The organism is Clostridium estertheticum subsp. estertheticum (assembly GCF_001877035.1).
Taxonomy (GTDB): domain Bacteria; phylum Bacillota; class Clostridia; order Clostridiales; family Clostridiaceae; genus Clostridium_AD; species Clostridium_AD estertheticum.
In genome coordinates, this window is the sequence record NZ_CP015756.1 from 4,580,992 (window position 1) to 4,602,500 (window position 21,509).

Sequence of the window (21,509 nt, forward strand, 5' to 3'; positions counted from 1 at the left end):
CCTCATCTAATTTTTTGTTTCATAATTTCATACATTATTATGCCAGCTGAAACCGAAGCATTTAAAGATGTTATTTTTCCTACCATTGGTATTTTCACTAGAACGTCACATTTTTCTTTTGTAAGTTTTGCAATACCTCTACCTTCGCTTCCAATAACAAGTGCTACAGATCCTGTTAAATCAGTATTGAAAATATAATCTTCTCCATCCATATCCGCACCATAAACCCATACTCCACGTTTTTTTATTTCTTCTATGGCTACATTTATGTTAGTTACTTTTGCTATTTTTACGTGTTCAATTGCACCCGCAGATGTTTTATACACAGTAGGCGTAGCTCCTACATTTTTTCTCTTAGGTATTATTATTCCATGAGCTCCACATACCTCTGCAGTTCGTATTATAGACCCGAAATTGTGTGGATCTTCAATTTCATCTAATATAATTATAAAAGGCTTTTCTCCTTTTTCCTCTGCATATTTAAATATATCATTTATTTCAAAATATTTGTATGGTGTTACTACAGCAATAACCCCTTGATGTGATGAGGTTTGTGACATTTCATCTAGCTTTCTTCTATCTACTTCTTTTGTAACAATTCCCTTTTCTTTAGCCAATGCTAATACCACGCTTATAGATCCTACCATATCACCTTTAGCAATAAGAATGTACTCCACAGTTCTATCTGATTTTAATGCTTCTATAACTGCATTTCTTCCTTCAATTAAATCTTCTCTAATAGTCTTAGGCTCACTTTCTCCACCGGTATTTCCATTCTTAGAACTTATTTCAGATTTCACCCTATTACCCTTATTATTTACTACCACATTCTCTTCACTTTGCCTAGTTTTCCTATTTATTACTTTGTTTTTATCTTCTTTATTACCTGTAAATTCTCTACTTTCCTTAACACCATGATCGCCCGTTCTATTTCTTCTAGGCATCGCTCCACTTTTCTCTTCCTTGTTACCTGCAAATCCTCTAGTTACTTTAGCACCTTTTTCACTAGTCCTAACTCTTTTAGATGCAAATCCTGGTCTTTCTTCTCTACTACTTGCAAACCCATTACTGCCTTTATTCCCTTGATATTTTTTATTATCACTCATTTTAAATCCCTCTCCATTCCATTTATTTCATCTCATATTCTTTTCTTACTTCCAAAGTCTTTCCACAACACATTTTACCCTCAGGACATTGTCCACTAACGCAACTTGGTCCTGCATATCTAAAAAGTGATGGCGCTACTTCTCTAGCTTGCATAAGCATTGTTTTAGCCATTTGGCGTATTTCCCACTGAGCTCTTGTACAACATCTCTGATTAAAGAAATGCATTAATTCTCTAGCATTCATAGTAGCTATTATTTTAGTCTCACAAGCATTTGGGAATACATACCGTGCATCTTCGATGGCTTTTTTCTCCGCTTTATTTTTAAGAACTAAATATTGTTTCTTTTCAATCTCTTCAAGATTCGTAAGCTTTTCAGCCCTTAGATATTCCTCTATAAATTTTGTTAACTCATTCTTAGACAATATCTCAACCAACTTATTGTACTCCTCTTGAACGCGCTTCATGGATTGTATAAAAATTCTCTTTGCCTGCTCATCTTTCTCAATATTAGGTGGAATTATGTATTCAAATTGTTTAAGTTGTACATATCTCTGACTCTGTTGAGAATATGATGCTACCCTATGTCTAACTAATTGATGTGTCAAACTTCTAGATATACCCTCAACTGCAAAAGTAAAGCTTACATGTTCTATTGGTGAATGATGTCCATAGGTCATTAACGTTTTTATAAATTTATTTGTTTTTTGTTCATCTAAATTTTCTAATATTTCATCAATTCCTACTTGACTATAGCAAAGTTTGGCAGCTGCTGCTACAATTTTTTCAGGATTCGGTGTATGTTCTATTAATTTAACTTTAAGCATAATTACTCATCTCCCAAATCAAGATTTATAATTTTCTCAAAAATATCGTTTAACCTTTCATTCTTTTCACTTAAGTATAAAAAACCTACTAAAGCTTCAAAGCCTGTAGCCCACTTATATTCATTTAAATCTGCATTTTTAGGTGTTGTGCCACTTTTAGAATTTCTAGCTCTTTTAAAAATTCCAAGTTCCTCTTCGTCTAAATCTGCTATTAAATTTTTCATATACTCACTTTGTGCATGCGCTTTTACATACGAAACTGCCTTAACATGAATTTTATGTGCATTCATATCTCTATTTTTTTCTACAAGGTAAGATCTGATAAATACCTCATAAATTGCATCTCCAACTATTGCAAGCACTAGTGGATTTAACTGCCTAACTTGCGCTACTGTAAATTTGCCTTTTAGCATATTAAATTCCATGATGATTAGTCTCCTTTTTTAATATTAGACATTTTTATTTTAGATTCACTTTTTGCTTATATCAATTTTAAAATAAAAACGACAAAAAAAATAAAAATCCACCCTGTTTTAGGGCGAATTTCATCGCGGTACCACCTAAATTTGTACTTATTTGTTAACGGTTTATATTACCGGTAGTTTTTCTACAGCTCCAAAGCAGGTTCAAAACCTTTGAAAATCTCTCAACCTAGTATTTTCTCTCTGTAAAATGGTTTCTACTATTCTTCATCATTACTTAATATTTAGTTTATATGTGATATTTTATAGTTACTAATAAATATACACATTATATCCGATACTGTCAACAGTAGTTTCTTTTCAATATTTGCGTAGCTATATCTAAATCTTCTGGTGTTGTAACCTTTATATTATCGTAACTACCATCGTAAAGGTATACTTTATTACCATATTGTTCAACCACCATCGTATCATCAGTTACTTTAATACCCTCGTGATTAATTTTTTCGTGACATTCTAATATAAGATTATACCTAAAAGCTTGTGGGGTTTGAACACAAAAAAGCACCTCTCTCTTAGGTGTTTTTATAGAAAACCCAGAAGAATCTTTAATTTTAATAGTATCTTTAGGTTGTACTCCACAAGCTGCCGCTCCATATAAATTCGCATAAATAATAGCATTTCTAATAATATCTTCGTTAACAAAAGGTCTAGCCCCATCATGAATAAGCACAATTTCGCAATTTGTTACAGCCTTTAGACCTTTTAGAACTGAATGTTGTCTTTCTTTACCACCGCTAACAACACTTTTCACCTTTGAAAACTTATATTTTTTAATTATTTGTTCATTACAATAATCTACTTCCGCCTCTGCAGCAACTACTATAATTTCATCTATAAAGTTGCTTTTTGAAAAAGCCTCTAAAGTATAGTATAAAATTGGGTATCCTTTAATATGTAGATACTGCTTATTAATAGATTTTCCCATCCTTTTTCCTTTACCCGCCGCCAAAATTATGGCGCAGTTTCTACCCATAAAAATCCTCACTTACATCTTACAACTAACTTTTCACTAAAGAATCTTTATTTTTAGCAAAAATCATTCTACCTGCAGCCGTCTGTAGTACTGATGTTACAATAACAACTATATTCTCACCAATATACTTTCGTCCACCTTCAACAACGATCATTGTTCCATCATCTAAATAAGCTATTCCTTGACCTGATTCTTTTCCATCTTTCATAACTTGTATTTTCATTTCTTCCCCCGGAAGTACTACAGGTTTTACTGCATTTGCAAGTTCATTGATATTCAAAACCGGAACTCCCTGAAATTCAGCTACCTTGTTAAGGTTGAAATCGTTTGTAATTACTTTACCGTTCAAAACCTGAGCTAATTTGAGTAGTTTACTATCTACTTCTGCAATGTCTGGAAAATCTTTTTCCCAAATCTCAACCTCAATATTTAATTCCTTTTGTATTTTATTTAGTATATCTAGTCCTCGTCTCCCTCTATTCCTCTTAAGCCCATCTGATGAATCAGCAATATGCCTAAGCTCCTCTAATACAAAAGTTGGTATTACTAGTGGTCCTTCAACAAAACCGGTTTGACAAATATCAAATATTCTTCCATCAATTATTACTGATGTATCTAATACTTTTGGGTTTTCATTAGTAAACCCCTTGATTTTTTTATCTTTAAACCCGTTGCTTTTTTTAATACTTGTAAAGAAAGCTAATATTTCATCTCTTTTTCTAGCACAAATATCTGCTCCTAAAGCTATCATTATAACTGTAAAAATAATTACAATAATAGTCCATAAAGGTGATTTATAATTAAATAACCCTGAAAACAAAGATGCAATTACAAGCCCTATTATCGCTCCACCTGTACCAAAAACAATTTGTGACGTTGGCATTTTTTGTGTGCTTTTCACCACATACTCCATGAACTTCATTATAAAAGACACTAGTATAGGAGATATTAAAAATAAAATAACCCCAAAAATCAAAGTAGAAAAAACGATGAATATTATTCCTTGAATCGTACCCTCTTTAAAATAACTAAACCCTGCTAAATATCTTGTGCTTAGAAGCATGCCTCCAATTAGATACCCTAAAATTAACCCTATGATTGTAAAAAGTCCTCTAAAAATTTTTTTTAACAAAAAATTTCACCTCCCTTTAAATTATTAACACTTCTTTGAATTTATATCCCGTTATTATCTAATATATACTATAAATGAGTGTATTTCAATAAAATATGTCACACAATCAACAATTTATTAAACTAAACTTCTTATTTTACATAATGCTTGTTCCATATTAAGTCCAAAAGCTAACATTATTTCACTAGCAACCATTCCTTCAACTCTTTCTAAAATCTTCACCTCTCCTGGCGGTAGCATATCTTTCTTTTGTAAATAATATAAATCTCTAATTACCTCACACATTTTTAAAGCATTTCCACTTTGGATTTTTATCTTGTTGCTTCTATACCTATTGTTCCAATTTTTTTCAATAAAATCTGAATTACTCCCTATTGTATTTAAAATAACCTCTAATTCTACTTTATTTAAAATTTTCCTTACTCTATAATTTTCAATTTTATTTATTGGAATCATAAAATTCATGTTATCTAATAAAAGATATATATTTACATATTTACATTCTAAATTAGATGGTTCTTCGTCATCTATGTCCTTTACATATCCAGCACCATAATCTGATATAAATATTTTTTCACCAATATTTAACATACCATTCCCCCTATTAATAAAACTCCTGTTGATTTATTATATATTCATAAGGTGAAATGCGTACTTAGTTTATTGACAAAACCGTAATGTGAATCCTATAATATAGCTAATTGAATTTTTACAAGGAGTTGAACTTAATGAAAGATTGTATATTTGATAATTTTCAAAATTCTGTAGACGAATCCCTATTGCGGCATAGAAGTGTTTTAGATGTAATTACTAAACTTCAAGAATCTGACGCTAGAGTCAATAGGGCTGTTGCAAAATCTGTTACCAATTGTGGCTGTATTAAGTTAGAAGAAAAAAACATGTACACGCCACCTAATATAGACTATTTAAATCTAGATACTTCCACTTCACAATCTCCTGTACAAGGTGCTCTATGTGAAAACTGTAGGGAGATTTTAGAAAAAGAACTTGGTAACAATCTTTTTTATATTACTTCATTATGTAATATTTTAGGTTTAAATTTATATGACATTCTTTTAAAAGAATATAACAAAATTAGTACCCTTGGTAAATATACTATGCGCTAACAAATATAGCACAAGATAAGTTATATCTTATTTTGTGCTATATTTGCTTGTCTAGCATAAATTGCTCTTTCAACCTTCTTAATCCGTTTTTAATAGCTTTAGCTCTTGCTTCCCCAATTCCCTCTACGCTATCAAGTTGTTCATAAGAAGCTTCCATTGTTGCTTTTAATTCCTTAAAGTGCTTAACTAGATTTTCAATAACATTTGCAGGTATTCTGGGTATTTTATTTAGCATCCTATATCCTCTTGGAGAAATTAAAGTATCAACTAAGGGAACCCCTACATATCCAATAATTCTAGATATAAAATCTAAATCTATTAATTCACCTGAAGTCATATTTTCTATTTGTCTATACATCTGTGTATAATCCATACCACTTTGACAATAATCTCTTATTAATAATATTCCATCTTCCTCAACACTTCTAATTAATTCATTTAGTTGCATTGAAATTAGCCTACCCTCATTTCCTAGTTCACATATATGCCTTTCTATTTCTCCAACTATTCTCATAACCATCTCTGTCCTTTGTATTGCTGATAGTACATCAAACAACGTAGCTAAATCTTGAAATTCTAAAAGGTTTAAATTACTTACTACTCGTTCAAGCACTGAAACATACTTTTCTAATGTTTGAATAGCTTGATTCGCTTTTGCTAAAATAACACTACTATCTCTTAACACATATTTTATATCATCCTTGTAAACAGTTATAATAGTTCTTCTTTGTGATATTGCAACAACAACGTACCCTGTTTGTTTAGCTATTCTTTGCGCAGTTCTATGTCTTGTTCCAGTTTCATAAGTTGGTATTGTGGAGCTTGGCATAAGTTGAGTATTAGCATATAATATTTTTTTCAAATCGCTACTTATTACTATAGCTCCGTCCATCTTTGCTAATTCATATATGTAAGCAGGACTATAGTCCGCATTTATTCCAAATCCACCATCTACAATATCTAATATTTCCTTACCATTTCCTAAAACGATAAGTCCACCGGTTTTAGCTCTAAGAATATTTTCAAGTCCTTCTCTAAGTGAAGTACCAGGTGCCAGCATTTTCAATATAATCATAAGTTCCTTGCTTTTCTCTTCTCTCATCCTTTTCTCCCTACTTAATAAATTATAAATTAAAATTATATATTAAAATAAATTCTATATTTTCTATAAATTAAAAAACCACTCTAGAGTGGTTTTCAAAAAAATATTACATTATAATTATATACTTTTTAATGTATATAAACAATATTAAATATGTAAAATTTTAAAAATCAATTCACCATTTTCCATAACAACACTTACATTATCACCTTTATTAATATTCCCCCTCAGTATTTCTTCAGACAATTTATCTTCCACAACTTTAGTTATTTCCCTCCTTAATGGTCTTGCTCCATAATTTTTATTAAATCCTGCCTTAGCCAAATGTTTCTTAGTTTCATCATCAAAACTAATATTAATTTTAAGATCTTCAAGACGTTCCTTCACAATTTCAAGCATTAAATTTACTATTTTACATAAATCATCCTGTTCTAGTGAGTGAAATACAATAATATCATCTATTCTATTTAAGAACTCTGGTCTAAATGAAACTTTTAGCTCTTCCATTATATTTTCTTTCATCTTTTCATATTCAGAACTCACACCACTTTCCTTTATATCAAATCCTAGAGACTTTTGCTTTTTAAGAGCAGACGCCCCTACATTAGATGTCATTATAATTATTGTATTTTTAAAGTCTATTGTTTTACCTTTTCCATCGGTTAACCTTCCGTCATCTAATATTTGCAGTAAAATATTAACTACATCTGGATGAGCTTTTTCAATTTCATCGAAAAGAACTACTGAATATGGGTTTCTTCTCACTTTTTCTGTTAGTTGTCCACCTTCATCAAATCCAATATATCCTGGAGGTGAACCCATAAGCCTCGAAACTGTGTGCTTATCCATATATTCTGACATATCTATTCTTATCATGTTATTTTCATCACCAAACATAGCCTCAGCTAGTGCTTTAGATAATTCTGTTTTCCCTACACCAGTCGGCCCTAAAAATATAAAAGAACCTATTGGTCTTTTGGGATCTTTTAACCCTACTCTTGCACGTCTTATTGCACTTGAAATAGATTTAACTGCTTCATATTGACCTATCACTCTCGCATGTAGTAACGTCTCCAATTTTAATAATTTCTCTGATTCTTTTTGCGTCAATTTTTCTATTGGAATATTAATCCATCTCGATACAACATTAGCAATTTCTAGTTCTGAAACTATTAGTTCATCCGATTGATTTTGTGTTTTCCAACTGTTTTTAGAATTATACAATTTTTCCTTTAACTTTCTTTCGGTGTCTCTTATTTTAGCCGCCTTCTCAAAATCCTGTACTGATATAGCATCCAATTTTTCTTTAGAAATTTTATCTATTTCATCTTCTAAATTTTTAAGATTTGGCGGAGCAGTCAAATTTTGAATCCTAACTTTTGCCCCCGCCTCATCTATAAGATCTATTGCTTTATCAGGTAAGTATCTATCCGCAATATACCTATGCGACAAACTAACAGCGGCCTCTATGGCGCCATCGGTAATCTTAACTCTATGATGTGCTTCATACTTATCCCTTAATCCTTTTAATATTTCAACAGCCTCTTGCTTACTTGGCTCTCCTACAATAATAGGTTGAAATCTTCTCTCGAGTGCCGCATCTTTTTCAATGTGCTTTCTATATTCGTCTATAGTTGTTGCCCCTATGCATTGTATTTCCCCACGAGCAAGTGCTGGTTTTAATATATTAGATGCATCAATAGCTCCCTCAGCTCCCCCGGCCCCAATTATAGTATGAATTTCGTCTATAAATATAATAACATTTCCTGCGACGACTATTTCTTTCATAACCTTTTTAAGCCTTTCCTCAAACTCTCCTCTATATTTCGAACCTGCAACCATAGAAGATATATCTAAAGTTATAACTCTTTTATCTTTTAAAATCTCCGGGATACTCCCAGAAGCTATTCTTTGTGCAAGTCCCTCTGCTATAGCAGTCTTTCCTACGCCAGGCTCCCCTATAAGGCATGGATTATTCTTCATCCTTCTACACAAAATCTCTAAAAGCCTTTGAGTTTCATTATCTCTTCCTATAACAGGATCAAGATCACCCTCTTTTGCCATTTCAGTTAAATCTTTTCCGAAATGATCTAAGGTTGGCGTACTATGATTTTGTTTTTCTTTTGATATACTTACTTTCGGATTACCTTCAGGGCACCAATTATTTAATATATCATTTTTTAGTATATTAAAGTCTGCTCCTAAGTTAGCTAATATTGTATATGCAACTCCCTCTGATTCTTTAATCAATGCAAGTAAAATGTGTTCTGGACTAATATAATTGTGATTTAAATTTCTTGCTTCAATTAAACTTAGTTCTAATAGGCGTTTCGTTCTTGGAGTCAGAGGTATCTCATTTCTGCGCATTTCTACGTCGCCTTCACCCTCATACTCTATTACTAATTTTTTTACCTCAACTGATGTAATTTTCATATTATTTAATGACTTTTTACATAAACCATCTTGTTCCTTTAGAATTCCTAACAGTATATGCTCTGTTCCTACATAACCATGCTTTAATTGTTGTGCTTCCCCTTGAGCATATACCAAAACCTTTTGTGCTCTTTCTGTAAATTTATTAAACATCATGTTCAAACACCTCACTTGCAATAAATTTTCTTATTACCTTAATTATGCCCAATTTTATCCTAATTATTGCATGATATAATAGCATTACATAATTATTTAATAAAAAAGGACATGCTTAAAATATTTTATACTAAAATACTTTAAGCATGTCCTTTTTAAAATGTATTTTTAATACGCAAAATCATTAAGAAATTTCCATATTAATATATTTTCTATCTTTATACAGCATAGAAATAGCCGTTTCATAATCTAAAAAATTAATGATTATACATTTATCATCATAACATCTAATGTTAATCTTTTCACTCTCTTTTAAAACTACGTCTATTTCTGAATTATCTTTAAAATATGTGAACCTTTTAACTTCACCTAATAGCTCTACAATATTATTCTTATTTTTAATCATTTCGTTCCTCCTAATTTTATTTTAATCTTTTCTTACAACCGTATAAATACATATAACCTCCCAGTTACTTTATTCCATATATTTACTATTCTATAAAACTATTTTTATACCTTGTTTCTATTATAATTTTCGTAATGGTTTTTTTTACATTTTCATTCATAATATATTAATAATATGTAAATACTTTAAAATAAGTGTTACCTACCTAGTACTATGGTTATAACACGTTATTTATTAACGCTAAAAAATAAATAGTAATTCTAAGATTACTACTTATTCACATCTAATCATTTATATAAATTTACTTAGCCATAAATGCTTCAATTTCATCTACAGTCTTAATTATTTGTTTTGAAAGATTTTCGCACCCATCTTTTGTAATTAATATATCATCCTCAATTCTAATTCCGATATTCTCTTCTTCTATATAAAGTCCTGGTTCATTAGTACATACCATACCAGGCTTCAATTCTATGTCACGGTTTCCTACATCATGAGTATCTAATCCTAAATAATGACTTACCCCGTGGAAATAATACTTAGGTAGTTCACTCGGTTCTTTAATAAGACCTAACTCTATACACCCAGCTGCAAGTACCTCTTTAGCCGTTTCATTTAAAACTGAAAACAATATACCAGGTTTTGCGATTGCTATTACTGCTTCTTGCGCTTTTAAAACTACATTATAAACTTGTTTTTGTCTTTCAGTATATCTTCCATTAACAGGAAATGTACGGCTTATATCCGCATTGTAATATTTATACTGAGCCCCCAAATCAAACAACACTAATTTACCATCCTGAAGCTCACTATCATTTTTTACATAATGAAGTATAGTTGCATTCCTACCACATGCTGCAATGGTTTGAAAAGCATAATCTGTTACACCGTCACTTTTCAATGAAAAATCAAAGTAGGCCTCTAATTGATATTCTTTAATACCAACTTTCGCATTTTTCATTAGTTGTTTTATACCCCTGTCTGTAATATCTATAGCTTTCCTTATTAACTTTATTTCCTCCTCTGATTTAATAAGTCTAAGACTCGCTATTTCATGGTATATGTTTTGTACTTTTAAATAAGGGTATCTTTGTGTTACCACTTTTGCAAACATTTGTGATGTAGACATTGATATATCAAACTCTTGTCTTTCAAGATCCAAATATAAGTTTTCGATTTTTGTTTTCTCTAAAATTGAGTTAAATAAATTTTTAAAATTCTCTACAAACTCAATATTTTGTATACCAGAGATTTCTTTTGCCTCAACTTTAGACATTTTCTCTCCTGCCCACCTAGACAATACTGGGTCATTTTTCTCTACAAATAGTATCTCTTCAGCCTTGCCCTTTATTTTTGCTATCATTAAAATCATTTTATCTTTATCAACACCTGTTAAATAATAAAAATTCCTATTTGGAGTGAATGCATATTTTTCATCTGCTGATTTATAAGGTGCTTCACCTGCAAATATTAATGTTATTGAATTTTCTTCTAGGCTTCCCCAAAGATTCTTCCTATTTGTATTAAATAATATGTTTTTCATTTAAATTCCCCTCCCAGTGAATATTTTAAAATGTATTATTTGTTATAACATATCACTCAGTTTAATGAAGTTCAAGACTTTATACTAAGCTTCTTTAGGACATTCGCCTGTTTTATTGAAAATATTGTAACTTCATAACTATCTTTCCTTTTGCGAAGTAATATAGTATTCACCATTTTGGGTATCTCCTTGAGTCACTATAGTAAAACTATTATTTTCTAACATTTCACAGAGTATTTTCATTTCCTCAGAGTTTTTCATTCTTGAAGTAATGGTAAATCTATCATTTTGTGAAATTATTCCCATATAATCATGAATGCTACTATAATCACTTAAATTAATATTCCCAGGAATATCTAATCTATATTCAGACATTTTATTTCCCCCTCTTTACTATGATTAACATTAGGTTCTGTAATTTCAGGTAAAATATCCGTATTTATTATAAAAAATAAAAGTACCTATAATTTAAAATTATTGGTACTTAACTACATATTATAAATAAATATAAATTACTAATAACACTCATATTTATTATACACACTTAATATAATATTTGTTGTATTTACTTAATCCTATAATTCTCCATAAAATAAAAAAAGCTATTAATTAGCTTTTATATATCTTAAATATATTATTACATTATAAAAATGGCTCCGCGAAAAGGATTTGAACCTTCAACCTATCGGTTAACAGCCGAGCGCTCCACCGTTGAGCTATCGCGGAACATTACCTAGCGACGACCTACTCTTCCACAAGGTCACCCCTGCAGTACCATCGGCGCATTGAAGCTTAACCTTCGTGTTCGGTATGGGAACGGGTGTTACCTTCATGCCATAATCACTAGATGAGAATATAAATATTCTCTCAAAATTGCACAGTATTCGCATTATTAATATTAATTGTTACTTATGTTATCTTGGTCAAGCCCTCGACTTATTAGTATTAGTCAGCTGAACATGTTACCATGCTTACACCTCTAACCTATCAACCTGGTGGTCTTCCAGGAGTCTTACTTGCACCACACTTACGTGTGGACAATGGGAAATCTCATCTTAGGGTGGGCTTCACGCTTAGATGCTTTCAGCGTTTATCCCTTCCAAACATAGCTACCCAGCGATGCCACTGGCGTGACAACTGGTGCACCAGAGGTTTGTCCATCCCGGTCCTCTCGTACTAAGGACAGCTCCCTTCAAATTTCCTACGCCCGCGACGGATAGGGACCGAACTGTCTCACGACGTTCTGAACCCAGCTCGCGTGCCGCTTTAATGGGCGAACAGCCCAACCCTTGGGACCTACTTCAGCCCCAGGATGCGACGAGCCGACATCGAGGTGCCAAACCTCCCCGTCGATGTGGACTCTTGGGGGAGATCAGCCTGTTATCCCCGAGGTAGCTTTTATCCGTTGAGCGATGGCCCTCCCACGAGGTACCACCGGATCACTAAGCCCGACTTTCGTCCCTGCTCCACTTGTAAGTGTCGCAGTCAGGCTCCCTTCTGCCTTTGCACTCTTCGCGCGATTTCCAACCGCGCTGAGGGAACCTTTGGGCGCCTCCGTTACTCTTTCGGAGGCGACCGCCCCAGTCAAACTGCCCACCTAACAATGTCCTGTGACCAGATTCATGGCCTCCAGTTAGAACCTCAGTACTGTCAGGGTGGTATCCCAAGGATGACTCCACACAGGCTGACGCCCATGTATCGTAGTCTCCCACCTATCCTGTACAGACAATACCGAAATTCAATGCTAAGCTACAGTAAAGCTCTACGGGGTCTTTCCGTCCAATCGCGGGTATCCAGCATCTTCACTGGAACTACAATTTCGCCGGATGTACTGTTGAGACAGTGCCCAAATCATTACGCCATTCGTGCGGGTCGGAACTTACCCGACAAGGAATTTCGCTACCTTAGGACCGTTATAGTTACGGCCGCCGTTTACTGGGGCTTAAGTTCATAGCCTCGCCAAGAGCAAGCTCTCAGCTAACTAATCCCCTTAACCTTCCAGCACCGGGCAGGCGTCAGCCCCTATACATCAGCTTTCGCTTTAGCAGAGACCTGTGTTTTTGCTAAACAGTTGCTTGGGCCTATTCTCTGCGACCTACTTACGTAGGCACCCCTTCTCCCGAAGTTACGGGGTCAATTTGCCGAGTTCCTTAACAGTAATTCTTCCGATGGTCTTAGGATTCTCTCCTCACCTACCTGTGTCGGTTTGCGGTACGGGCACCAATATCCTCGATAGAGACTTTTCTTGGCAGCGTGGAATCAGATACTTCAGCAATAAATTGCCTTCCCCATTACATCTCAGCGTTAAGAGCAAACGGATTTGCCTGCTTGCTCCGCCTAAATGCTTAGACACACATCCAATAGTGTGCACATCTTATCCTCCTGCGTCATCCCATTTCTAATAACGTCCATTGGTGGTATCGGAATATCAACCGATTGTCCATCACCTACGCCTTTCGGCCTCGGCTTAGGTCCCGACTAACCCTGAGAGGACGAGCCTTCCTCAGGAAACCTTAGGTTTTCGACCGTTAAGATTCTCACTTAACTCTCGCTACTCATGCCAACATTCTCACTTCTGTACCGTCCACCACTCCTTACGGTATGACTTCAGCCAGTACAGAAAGCTCCTCTACCGCTTACACAATTGTGTAAACCCATAGCTTCGGTGGTAAGTTTTAGCCCCGGACATCTTCGGCGCAGGATCTCTTGACTAGTGAGCTATTACGCACTCTTTGAATGAGTGGCTGCTTCTGAGCCAACATCCTAGTTGTCTTAGAAATCCCACATCCTTTTCCACTTAACTTACACTTTGGGACCTTAGCTGATGGTCTGGGCTGTTTCCCTTTTGACTACGGATCTTATCATTCGCAGTCTGACTGCCGAAATAAAAGTATATGGCATTCGGAGTTTGATAGGGTTCAGTAACTGTTGTCAGCCCCTAGCCCATTCAGTGCTCTACCTCCATTACTCAATTAATCGACGCTAGCCCTAAAGCTATTTCGAGGAGAACCAGCTATCTCCGAGTTCGATTGGAATTTCTCCGCTATCCACAGCTCATCCCATGGTTTTTCAACACCAACGTGGTTCGGACCTCCACGGAATTTTACTTCCGCTTCATCCTGGCCATGGATAGGTCACCCGGTTTCGGGTCTACGACATGCAACTAGAACGCCCTATTCAGACTCGGTTTCCCTTCGGCTCCGTACCTTAAGTACTTAACCTTGCTACATATCGTAACTCGTTGGCTCGTTCTACAAAAAGCACGCCGTCACACATAAAAAGTGCTTCGACCGGTTGTAGGCACACGGTTTCAGGTTCTATTTCACTCCCCTTCCGGGGTTCTTTTCACCTTTCCCTCACGGTACTTCTTCACTATCGGTCACTAGGTAGTATTTAGCCTTGGGAGGTGGTCCTCCCAGCTTCCCACAAGGTTTCACGTGTCTCGTGGTACTCTGGATTAGATCTGACTGTTCTTCCTTTTCATTTACAGGCCTATTACCTTCTGCGGAGCAGCTTTCCAGCTATCTTCAATTAAAGAATTGCAGTATTTATGATCTATCCTCAACCCCTAAGTCAAAGACTTAGGTTTGGGCTCATTCCCTTTCGCTCGCCGCTACTTAGGAAATCGATATTTCTTTCTCTTCCTCCGGGTACTTAGATGTTTCAGTTCCCCGGGTGTACCTCTGCATACCTATTTATTCAGTATGCAGTACATAGTTGTTACTATGTGGGTTCCCCCATTCGGAAATCTTTGGATCACAGGCTATTTGCGCCTACCCAAAGCTTATCGCAGCTTAACGCGTCCTTCTTCGGCTCCTAGTGCCAAGGCATTCGCCATGCGCCCTTTGTAGCTTGACCTTTGATTCTGTTTATTTTCATAAACTATTTTGTTTCTTAATATTAATTTTGCGAAATCATAATAAATTAACCTATAACCACTCTCGTGGATCTAAATCTTTTTAAAACAATTTTATACACTGTGCAATTTTCAAAGAACATTTTAAGAAAAACTATTAATTAATTAGCTCCTAAGAGTTAATATAATTAGTCTCTCAAAATTAAACAGAGAAATAGGAACGAGTAATTACAATAGATATTTTGAAGAATAATTAAATTCTTCTATTGCATCGACCGAAGTCAATACATCTACTCCCTAGAAAGGAGGTGATCCAGCCGCAGGTTCTCCTACGGCTACCTTGTTACGACTTCACCCCAATCATCGATCCCACCTTCGGCCGCTGGCTCCTTACGGTTACCTCACGGACTTCGGGTGTTACCAACTCTCATGGTGTGACGGGCGGTGTGTACAAGGCCCGGGAACGTATTCACCGCGACATGCTGATTCGCGATTACTAGCAACTCCGGCTTCATGTAGGCGAGTTGCAGCCTACAATCCGAACTGGGATGAGTTTTTGAGTTTGGCTCCACCTTGCGGTCTTGCATCTCTTTGTACTCACCATTGTAGCACGTGTGTAGCCCTAGACATAAGGGGCATGATGATTTGACGTCATCCCCACCTTCCTCCCGGTTAACCCGGGCAGTCTCACTAGAGTGCTCAACTTAATGGTAGCAACTAATGATAAGGGTTGCGCTCGTTGCGGGACTTAACCCAACATCTCACGACACGAGCTGACGACAACCATGCACCACCTGTCACCTTGTCCCGAAGGACTTCACTCATCTCTGAGTTATGCAAGGGATGTCAAGTCTAGGTAAGGTTCTTCGCGTTGCTTCGAATTAAACCACATGCTCCGCTGCTTGTGCGGGCCCCCGTCAATTCCTTTGAGTTTTAATCTTGCGATCGTACTCCCCAGGCGGAATACTTAATGTGTTAACGGCGGCACCGAGGTTCGACCCCCGACACCTAGTATTCATCGTTTACGGCGTGGACTACCAGGGTATCTAATCCTGTTTGCTCCCCACGCTTTCATGCCTCAGCGTCAGTTACAGTCCAGTAAGTCGCCTTCGCCACTGGTGTTCTTCCTAATCTCTACGCATTTCACCGCTACACTAGGAATTCCACTTACCTCTCCTGCACTCTAGACACCCAGTTTCAAATGCAGCACCCAAGTTAAGCTCGGGTATTTCACATCTGACTTAAATGTCCGCCTACGCATCCTTTACGCCCAGTAAATCCGGACAACGCTTGCCACCTACGTATTACCGCGGCTGCTGGCACGTAGTTAGCCGTGGCTTCCTCCTCTGGTACCGTCATTATCGTCCCAGAAGACAGAACTTTACAACCCGAAGGCCTTCATCATTCACGCGGCGTTGCTGCGTCAGGGTTTCCCCCATTGCGCAATATTCCCCACTGCTGCCTCCCGTAGGAGTCTGGACCGTGTCTCAGTTCCAATGTGGCCGATCACCCTCTCAGGTCGGCTACGCATCGTTGCCTTGGTGGGCCTTTACCTCACCAACTAGCTAATGCGCCGCGGGTCCATCTCAAAGTGAAATTCCGAAAAATTCCTTTGATGTTAAGATCATGCGATCAAAACATATTATGCGGTATTAATCTCCCTTTCGGGAGGCTATTCCCCTCTTTGAGGCAGGTTACCCACGTGTTACTCACCCGTCCGCCGCTAATTGATCCCGAAGGATCGCATCGCTCGACTTGCATGTGTTAGGCACGCCGCCAGCGTTCGTCCTGAGCCAGGATCAAACTCTCAATTTAAAAGTTTACACTTTTTTAGTTGAAATAATTAATCTGCGCCAACTGTTAAGTTGGTTAGCAAGCTCATTACATACTTTTTAGTCTTACGACTAAAATATTACTTTTACTAAAGTAATTGACTGGTTAAAATAAAATGTTATTTTATTTCTTTACCTATTTCTCTGTTTAATTTTCAAAGACCAATTTGCTTTGTCATCATGTGACGACTTCTACTATGATACTAGGTTTTTCTTATTTTGTCAAGTATTTTTTAAAATAAATTTTCAAAAGAAAACTTTTTAAATCATAATCAACATTTAACTTCTGTGCCACTCGTTTGTGACGACAAGGAATATTCTATCATAAACGTAATACTATATATTTCACTCATTCGTTATATACGGTTATTAATCCTTATTTACTACATATTACTCTTTAATGCTTTGTTTTAATTATATTGACACACATGGTTAAGTATATAATTATATATCCATATTTCAACACTTAATTCATCTATTTTATTCTTTCTCTATTATAACGATCATTAAGATATTCATGTTAAAGACGAAATTTTAAATTTCTCAACCATCTAAAAAATGTTTTAAACATTTTCTTAAGTAAGTATACCTGTGATAACAAAACAAGACTTTACCAGAGTTTAACTATCTTATAAAGTCTTTAATATTATAGTAATAAAAGCACTACCTTATTGTGTGTTTTATCTTTGGATTATTATCAATATTATAAACTTTATCAATCAAACTGTACCACTTTTTCATCATGAACTTCTCTCGCTTCGCTATCTAAATTATTCTTTTATAAACCCTTCATTAGTTTTGCTGTCCTCTTTAGCCTTAAGTCAATATATCTAGCTTAGCCTAATTACTCTTTTTAGAACGGATTATGTTTCCAGTAGATTCGTCATCACCAGTTACAAGTACCTCTTAATATTTCGACTTCGATTACCTTTTCTAGTAAGTTTATAAATTTATAATTTGAATTGCAAACTTTGTTTTACCCTCCATACTATTAGCAAGTTTTCATTGGCTAAAAGTTAATAACTATTATGGATTCATCTGCCAGCTGCACTACATCGTATCCCCCTTATGCTCCCACTTGTTTGAACTTACCTATCAAAATAGGATAATACATGGTTCTCCAGATAGGTTTGCCTGCCTAAATACGAATGCATCCGTCTTAACTTATAAAGTTATCTAACTTTAAGGCTTTCCCATATTTTTCAGAGTTACCCACTTTGTAAGCCATCTTCGATTTACTTTCGTTATGTTCCACATTTCCCCTGCTACTTCCTTCAGACCCTACTGTTGCCAGTAATGCCATTACTCTCAGGTTGTCTTTCCGTTGGTTAGGTGACGTAGACTTCTTTCAGCCTATCGGCTCAGCGAACATGCTGGACGTACAAAAAAGAACAGTCTATATTAGACTGTTCTTGGTGGAGATAAAGGGAATCGAACCCTTGACCCCCTGCGTGCAAGGCAGGTGCTCTCCCAGCTGAGCTATATCCCCATATGGTGGACCTTCAGGGACTCGAACCCCGGACCGACCGGTTATGAGCCGGTAGCTCTAACCAGCTGAGCTAAAGATCCATATTTATCTGGCGACGACCTACTCTTCCACAAGGTCACCCCTGCAGTACCATCGGCGCATTGAAGCTTAACCTTCGTGTTCGGTATGGGAACGGGTGTTACCTTCATGCCATAATCACCAGATTTATTGATACCTACCAAATATGTTATTGTATTATAAAAAATGGCTCCGCGAAAAGGATTTGAACCTTCAACCTATCGGTTAACAGCCGAGCGCTCCACCGTTGAGCTATCGCGGAACATTACCTAGCGACGACCTACTCTTCCACAAGGTCACCCCTGCAGTACCATCGGCGCATTGAAGCTTAACCTTCGTGTTCGGTATGGGAACGGGTGTTACCTTCATGCCATAATCACTAGATGAGAATATAAATATTCTCTCAAAATTGCACAGTATTCGCATTATTAATATTAATTGTTACTTATGTTATCTTGGTCAAGCCCTCGACTTATTAGTATTAGTCAGCTGAACATGTTACCATGCTTACACCTCTAACCTATCAACCTGGTGGTCTTCCAGGAGTCTTACTTGCACCACACTTACGTGTGGACAATGGGAAATCTCATCTTAGGGTGGGCTTCACGCTTAGATGCTTTCAGCGTTTATCCCTTCCAAACATAGCTACCCAGCGATGCCACTGGCGTGACAACTGGTGCACCAGAGGTTTGTCCATCCCGGTCCTCTCGTACTAAGGACAGCTCCCTTCAAATTTCCTACGCCCGCGACGGATAGGGACCGAACTGTCTCACGACGTTCTGAACCCAGCTCGCGTGCCGCTTTAATGGGCGAACAGCCCAACCCTTGGGACCTACTTCAGCCCCAGGATGCGACGAGCCGACATCGAGGTGCCAAACCTCCCCGTCGATGTGGACTCTTGGGGGAGATCAGCCTGTTATCCCCGAGGTAGCTTTTATCCGTTGAGCGATGGCCCTCCCACGAGGTACCACCGGATCACTAAGCCCGACTTTCGTCCCTGCTCCACTTGTAAGTGTCGCAGTCAGGCTCCCTTCTGCCTTTGCACTCTTCGCGCGATTTCCAACCGCGCTGAGGGAACCTTTGGGCGCCTCCGTTACTCTTTCGGAGGCGACCGCCCCAGTCAAACTGCCCACCTAACAATGTCCTGTGACCAGATTCATGGCCTCCAGTTAGAACCTCAGTACTGTCAGGGTGGTATCCCAAGGATGACTCCACACAGGCTGACGCCCATGTATCTTAGTCTCCCACCTATCCTGTACAGACAATACCGAAATTCAATGCTAAGCTACAGTAAAGCTCTACGGGGTCTTTCCGTCCAATCGCGGGTATCCAGCATCTTCACTGGAACTACAATTTCGCCGGATGTACTGTTGAGACAGTGCCCAAATCATTACGCCATTCGTGCGGGTCGGAACTTACCCGACAAGGAATTTCGCTACCTTAGGACCGTTATAGTTACGGCCGCCGTTTACTGGGGCTTAAGTTCATAGCCTCGCCAAGAGCAAGCTCTCAGCTAACTAATCCCCTTAACCTTCCAGCACCGGGCAGGCGTCAGCCCCTATACATCAGCTTTCGCTTTAGCAGAGACCTGTGTTTTTGCTAAACAGTTGCTTGGGCCTATTCTCTGCGACCTACTTACGTAGGCACCCCTTCTCCCGAAGTTACGGGGTCAATTTGCCGAGTTCCTTAACAGTAATTCTTCCGATGGTCTTAGGATTCTCTCCTCACCTACCTGTGTCGGTTTGCGGTACGGGCACCAATATCCTCGATAGAGACTTTTCTTGGCAGCGTGGAATCAGATACTTCAGCAATAAATTGCCTTCCCCATTACATCTCAGCGTTAAGAGCAAACGGATTTGCCTGCTTGCTCCGCCTAAATGCTTAGACACACATCCAATAGTGTGCACATCTTATCCTCCTGCGTCATCCCATTTCTAATAACGTCCATTGGTGGTATCGGAATATCAACCGATTGTCCATCACCTACGCCTTTCGGCCTCGGCTTAGGTCCCGACTAACCCTGAGAGGACGAGCCTTCCTCAGGAAACCTTAGGTTTTCGACCGTTAAGATTCTCACTTAACTCTCGCTACTCATGCCAACATTCTCACTTCTGTACCGTCCACCACTCCTTACGGTATGACTTCAGCCAGTACAGAAAGCTCCTCTACCGCTTACACAATTGTGCAAACCCATAGCTTCGGTGGTAAGTTTTAGCCCCGGACATCTTCGGCGCAGGATCTCTTGACTAGTGAGCTATTACGCACTCTTTGAATGAGTGGCTGCTTCTGAGCCAACATCCTAGTTGTCTTAGAAATCCCACATCCTTTTCCACTTAACTTACACTTTGGGACCTTAGCTGATGGTCTGGGCTGTTTCCCTTTTGACTACGGATCTTATCATTCGCAGTCTGACTGCCGAAATAAAAGTATATGGCATTCGGAGTTTGATAGGGTTCAGTAACTGTTGTCAGCCCCTAGCCCATTCAGTGCTCTACCTCCATTACTCAATTAATCGACGCTAGCCCTAAAGCTATTTCGAGGAGAACCAGCTATCTCCGAGTTCGATTGGAATTTCTCCGCTATCCACAGCTCATCCCATGGTTTTTCAACACCAACGTGGTTCGGACCTCCACGGAATTTTACTTCCGCTTCATCCTGGCCATGGATAGGTCACCCGGTTTCGGGTCTACGACATGCAACTAGAACGCCCTATTCAGACTCGGTTTCCCTTCGGCTCCGTACCTTAAGTACTTAACCTTGCTACATATCGTAACTCGTTGGCTCGTTCTACAAAAAGCACGCCGTCACACATAAAAAGTGCTTCGACCGGTTGTAGGCACACGGTTTCAGGTTCTATTTCACTCCCCTTCCGGGGTTCTTTTCACCTTTCCCTCACGGTACTTCTTCACTATCGGTCACTAGGTAGTATTTAGCCTTGGGAGGTGGTCCTCCCAGCTTCCCACAAGGTTTCACGTGTCTCGTGGTA

12 protein-coding genes, 4 tRNA genes and 6 rRNA genes (1 of these 22 running past the window's edge) are annotated in these 21,509 nt (G+C 37.5%); 1 reads left to right on the forward strand and 21 read right to left on the reverse strand.

From position 1 onward, the window contains the following. Positions 1-2: 2 nt before the first annotated feature. The 6 genes from rlmB to A7L45_RS21360 all read right to left on the reverse strand — a co-directional run bounded on the left by rlmB (position 3) and on the right by A7L45_RS21360 (position 5,113). Complete coding sequence (rlmB, locus tag A7L45_RS21335; RefSeq protein WP_084647611.1) at positions 3-944, reverse strand: 23S rRNA (guanosine(2251)-2'-O)-methyltransferase RlmB; 942 nt, start codon at positions 942-944, stop codon at positions 3-5. A 184-nt stretch (positions 945-1,128) separates the two neighbouring features. After that, on the reverse strand, positions 1,129-1,932 hold the full coding sequence (thyX, locus tag A7L45_RS21340) for an FAD-dependent thymidylate synthase (RefSeq protein ID WP_187350240.1): 804 nt from the start codon (positions 1,930-1,932) through the stop codon (positions 1,129-1,131). Positions 1,933-1,934: 2 nt separating this feature from the next. Continuing rightward, positions 1,935-2,357: a Mini-ribonuclease 3 gene (locus tag A7L45_RS21345; RefSeq protein WP_071614650.1), complete on the reverse strand. Its 423-nt coding sequence runs from the start codon at positions 2,355-2,357 to the stop codon at positions 1,935-1,937. A 340-nt stretch (positions 2,358-2,697) separates the two neighbouring features. Next, positions 2,698-3,390, reverse strand: coding sequence for a 2-C-methyl-D-erythritol 4-phosphate cytidylyltransferase (gene ispD, locus A7L45_RS21350; RefSeq protein WP_071614651.1), 693 nt, complete (start codon positions 3,388-3,390; stop codon positions 2,698-2,700). Positions 3,391-3,415: 25 nt separating this feature from the next. Beyond that, a complete protein-coding gene (locus A7L45_RS21355; RefSeq protein ID WP_071614652.1) occupies positions 3,416-4,522 on the reverse strand; it encodes a PIN/TRAM domain-containing protein in 1,107 nt (368 codons plus the stop codon). A 117-nt stretch (positions 4,523-4,639) separates the two neighbouring features. Continuing rightward, positions 4,640-5,113, reverse strand: coding sequence for a CarD family transcriptional regulator (locus tag A7L45_RS21360; RefSeq protein WP_071614653.1), 474 nt, complete (start codon positions 5,111-5,113; stop codon positions 4,640-4,642). A gap of 137 nt (positions 5,114-5,250) precedes the next feature. Between A7L45_RS21360 and A7L45_RS21365 the strand changes: the two genes are divergently transcribed. After that, positions 5,251-5,649 carry a nucleoside triphosphate pyrophosphohydrolase family protein gene (locus A7L45_RS21365; protein ID WP_071614654.1) on the forward strand — a complete coding sequence of 133 codons (399 nt, stop codon included), beginning with the start codon at positions 5,251-5,253 and terminating at the stop codon, positions 5,647-5,649. A 37-nt stretch (positions 5,650-5,686) separates the two neighbouring features. Here the strand turns inward: A7L45_RS21365 and disA are convergent, their stop codons facing one another. From disA to A7L45_RS21440, 15 genes are all read right to left on the reverse strand, one after another. Continuing rightward, the gene (gene disA / locus A7L45_RS21370; protein ID WP_071614655.1) at positions 5,687-6,751 is read right to left on the reverse strand and encodes a DNA integrity scanning diadenylate cyclase DisA; all 1,065 of its coding nucleotides are present in this window, start codon (positions 6,749-6,751) and stop codon (positions 5,687-5,689) included. 147 nt (positions 6,752-6,898) lie between these two features. Next, entirely contained in the window at positions 6,899-9,340 is a 2,442-nt protein-coding gene (locus tag A7L45_RS21375; protein WP_071614656.1) for an ATP-dependent Clp protease ATP-binding subunit, read from the reverse strand. A gap of 184 nt (positions 9,341-9,524) precedes the next feature. Further along, the gene (locus tag A7L45_RS21380; RefSeq protein ID WP_071614657.1) at positions 9,525-9,746 is read right to left on the reverse strand and encodes a hypothetical protein; all 222 of its coding nucleotides are present in this window, start codon (positions 9,744-9,746) and stop codon (positions 9,525-9,527) included. 301 nt (positions 9,747-10,047) lie between these two features. Further along, the gene (locus A7L45_RS21385) at positions 10,048-11,289 is read right to left on the reverse strand and encodes an aminopeptidase P family protein (RefSeq protein ID WP_071614658.1); all 1,242 of its coding nucleotides are present in this window, start codon (positions 11,287-11,289) and stop codon (positions 10,048-10,050) included. Positions 11,290-11,427: 138 nt separating this feature from the next. Further along, positions 11,428-11,664, reverse strand: coding sequence for a hypothetical protein (locus A7L45_RS21390; RefSeq protein WP_071614659.1), 237 nt, complete (start codon positions 11,662-11,664; stop codon positions 11,428-11,430). Positions 11,665-11,940: 276 nt separating this feature from the next. Further along, a tRNA-Asn gene (locus A7L45_RS21395) sits at positions 11,941-12,015 on the reverse strand. A 5-nt stretch (positions 12,016-12,020) separates the two neighbouring features. Next, positions 12,021-12,137, reverse strand: a 5S ribosomal RNA gene (gene rrf / locus A7L45_RS21400). Positions 12,138-12,208: 71 nt separating this feature from the next. After that, positions 12,209-15,147 (reverse strand): 23S ribosomal RNA (locus A7L45_RS21405). Between the two features lie 299 nt (positions 15,148-15,446). After that, a 16S ribosomal RNA gene (locus tag A7L45_RS21410) occupies positions 15,447-16,960 on the reverse strand. A 1,430-nt stretch (positions 16,961-18,390) separates the two neighbouring features. After that, a tRNA-Ala gene (locus A7L45_RS21415) sits at positions 18,391-18,466 on the reverse strand. Between the two features lie 3 nt (positions 18,467-18,469). Then, positions 18,470-18,546 (reverse strand) — tRNA-Ile (locus A7L45_RS21420). Between the two features lie 6 nt (positions 18,547-18,552). Next, positions 18,553-18,669, reverse strand: a 5S ribosomal RNA gene (gene rrf / locus A7L45_RS21425). Positions 18,670-18,710: 41 nt separating this feature from the next. Next, positions 18,711-18,785: transfer RNA gene (locus tag A7L45_RS21430), tRNA-Asn, on the reverse strand. Between the two features lie 5 nt (positions 18,786-18,790). Continuing rightward, a 5S ribosomal RNA gene (gene rrf, locus A7L45_RS21435) occupies positions 18,791-18,907 on the reverse strand. Between the two features lie 71 nt (positions 18,908-18,978). Continuing rightward, a 23S ribosomal RNA gene (locus tag A7L45_RS21440) occupies positions 18,979-21,509 on the reverse strand (it continues 408 nt past the right edge of the window). The 16S, 23S and 5S rRNA genes sit together here with 4 tRNA genes alongside, the layout of an rRNA operon.

Coding starts and splice junctions, on each gene's coding strand:
- A7L45_RS21375 (WP_071614656.1), bottom strand. CDS start 9,340: ATGATGTTTAATAAATTTACAGAAAGAGCACAAAAGGTTTTGGTATAT.
- A7L45_RS21360 (WP_071614653.1), bottom strand. CDS start 5,113: ATGTTAAATATTGGTGAAAAAATATTTATATCAGATTATGGTGCTGGA.
- ispD (WP_071614651.1), bottom strand. CDS start 3,390: ATGGGTAGAAACTGCGCCATAATTTTGGCGGCGGGTAAAGGAAAAAGG.
- A7L45_RS21390 (WP_071614659.1), bottom strand. CDS start 11,664: ATGTCTGAATATAGATTAGATATTCCTGGGAATATTAATTTAAGTGAT.
- A7L45_RS21385 (WP_071614658.1), bottom strand. CDS start 11,289: ATGAAAAACATATTATTTAATACAAATAGGAAGAATCTTTGGGGAAGC.
- disA (WP_071614655.1), bottom strand. CDS start 6,751: ATGAGAGAAGAGAAAAGCAAGGAACTTATGATTATATTGAAAATGCTG.
- rlmB (WP_084647611.1), bottom strand. CDS start 944: ATGCCTAGAAGAAATAGAACGGGCGATCATGGTGTTAAGGAAAGTAGA.
- A7L45_RS21345 (WP_071614650.1), bottom strand. CDS start 2,357: ATGGAATTTAATATGCTAAAAGGCAAATTTACAGTAGCGCAAGTTAGG.
- thyX (WP_187350240.1), bottom strand. CDS start 1,932: ATGCTTAAAGTTAAATTAATAGAACATACACCGAATCCTGAAAAAATT.
- A7L45_RS21365 (WP_071614654.1), top strand. CDS start 5,251: ATGAAAGATTGTATATTTGATAATTTTCAAAATTCTGTAGACGAATCC.
- A7L45_RS21380 (WP_071614657.1), bottom strand. CDS start 9,746: ATGATTAAAAATAAGAATAATATTGTAGAGCTATTAGGTGAAGTTAAA.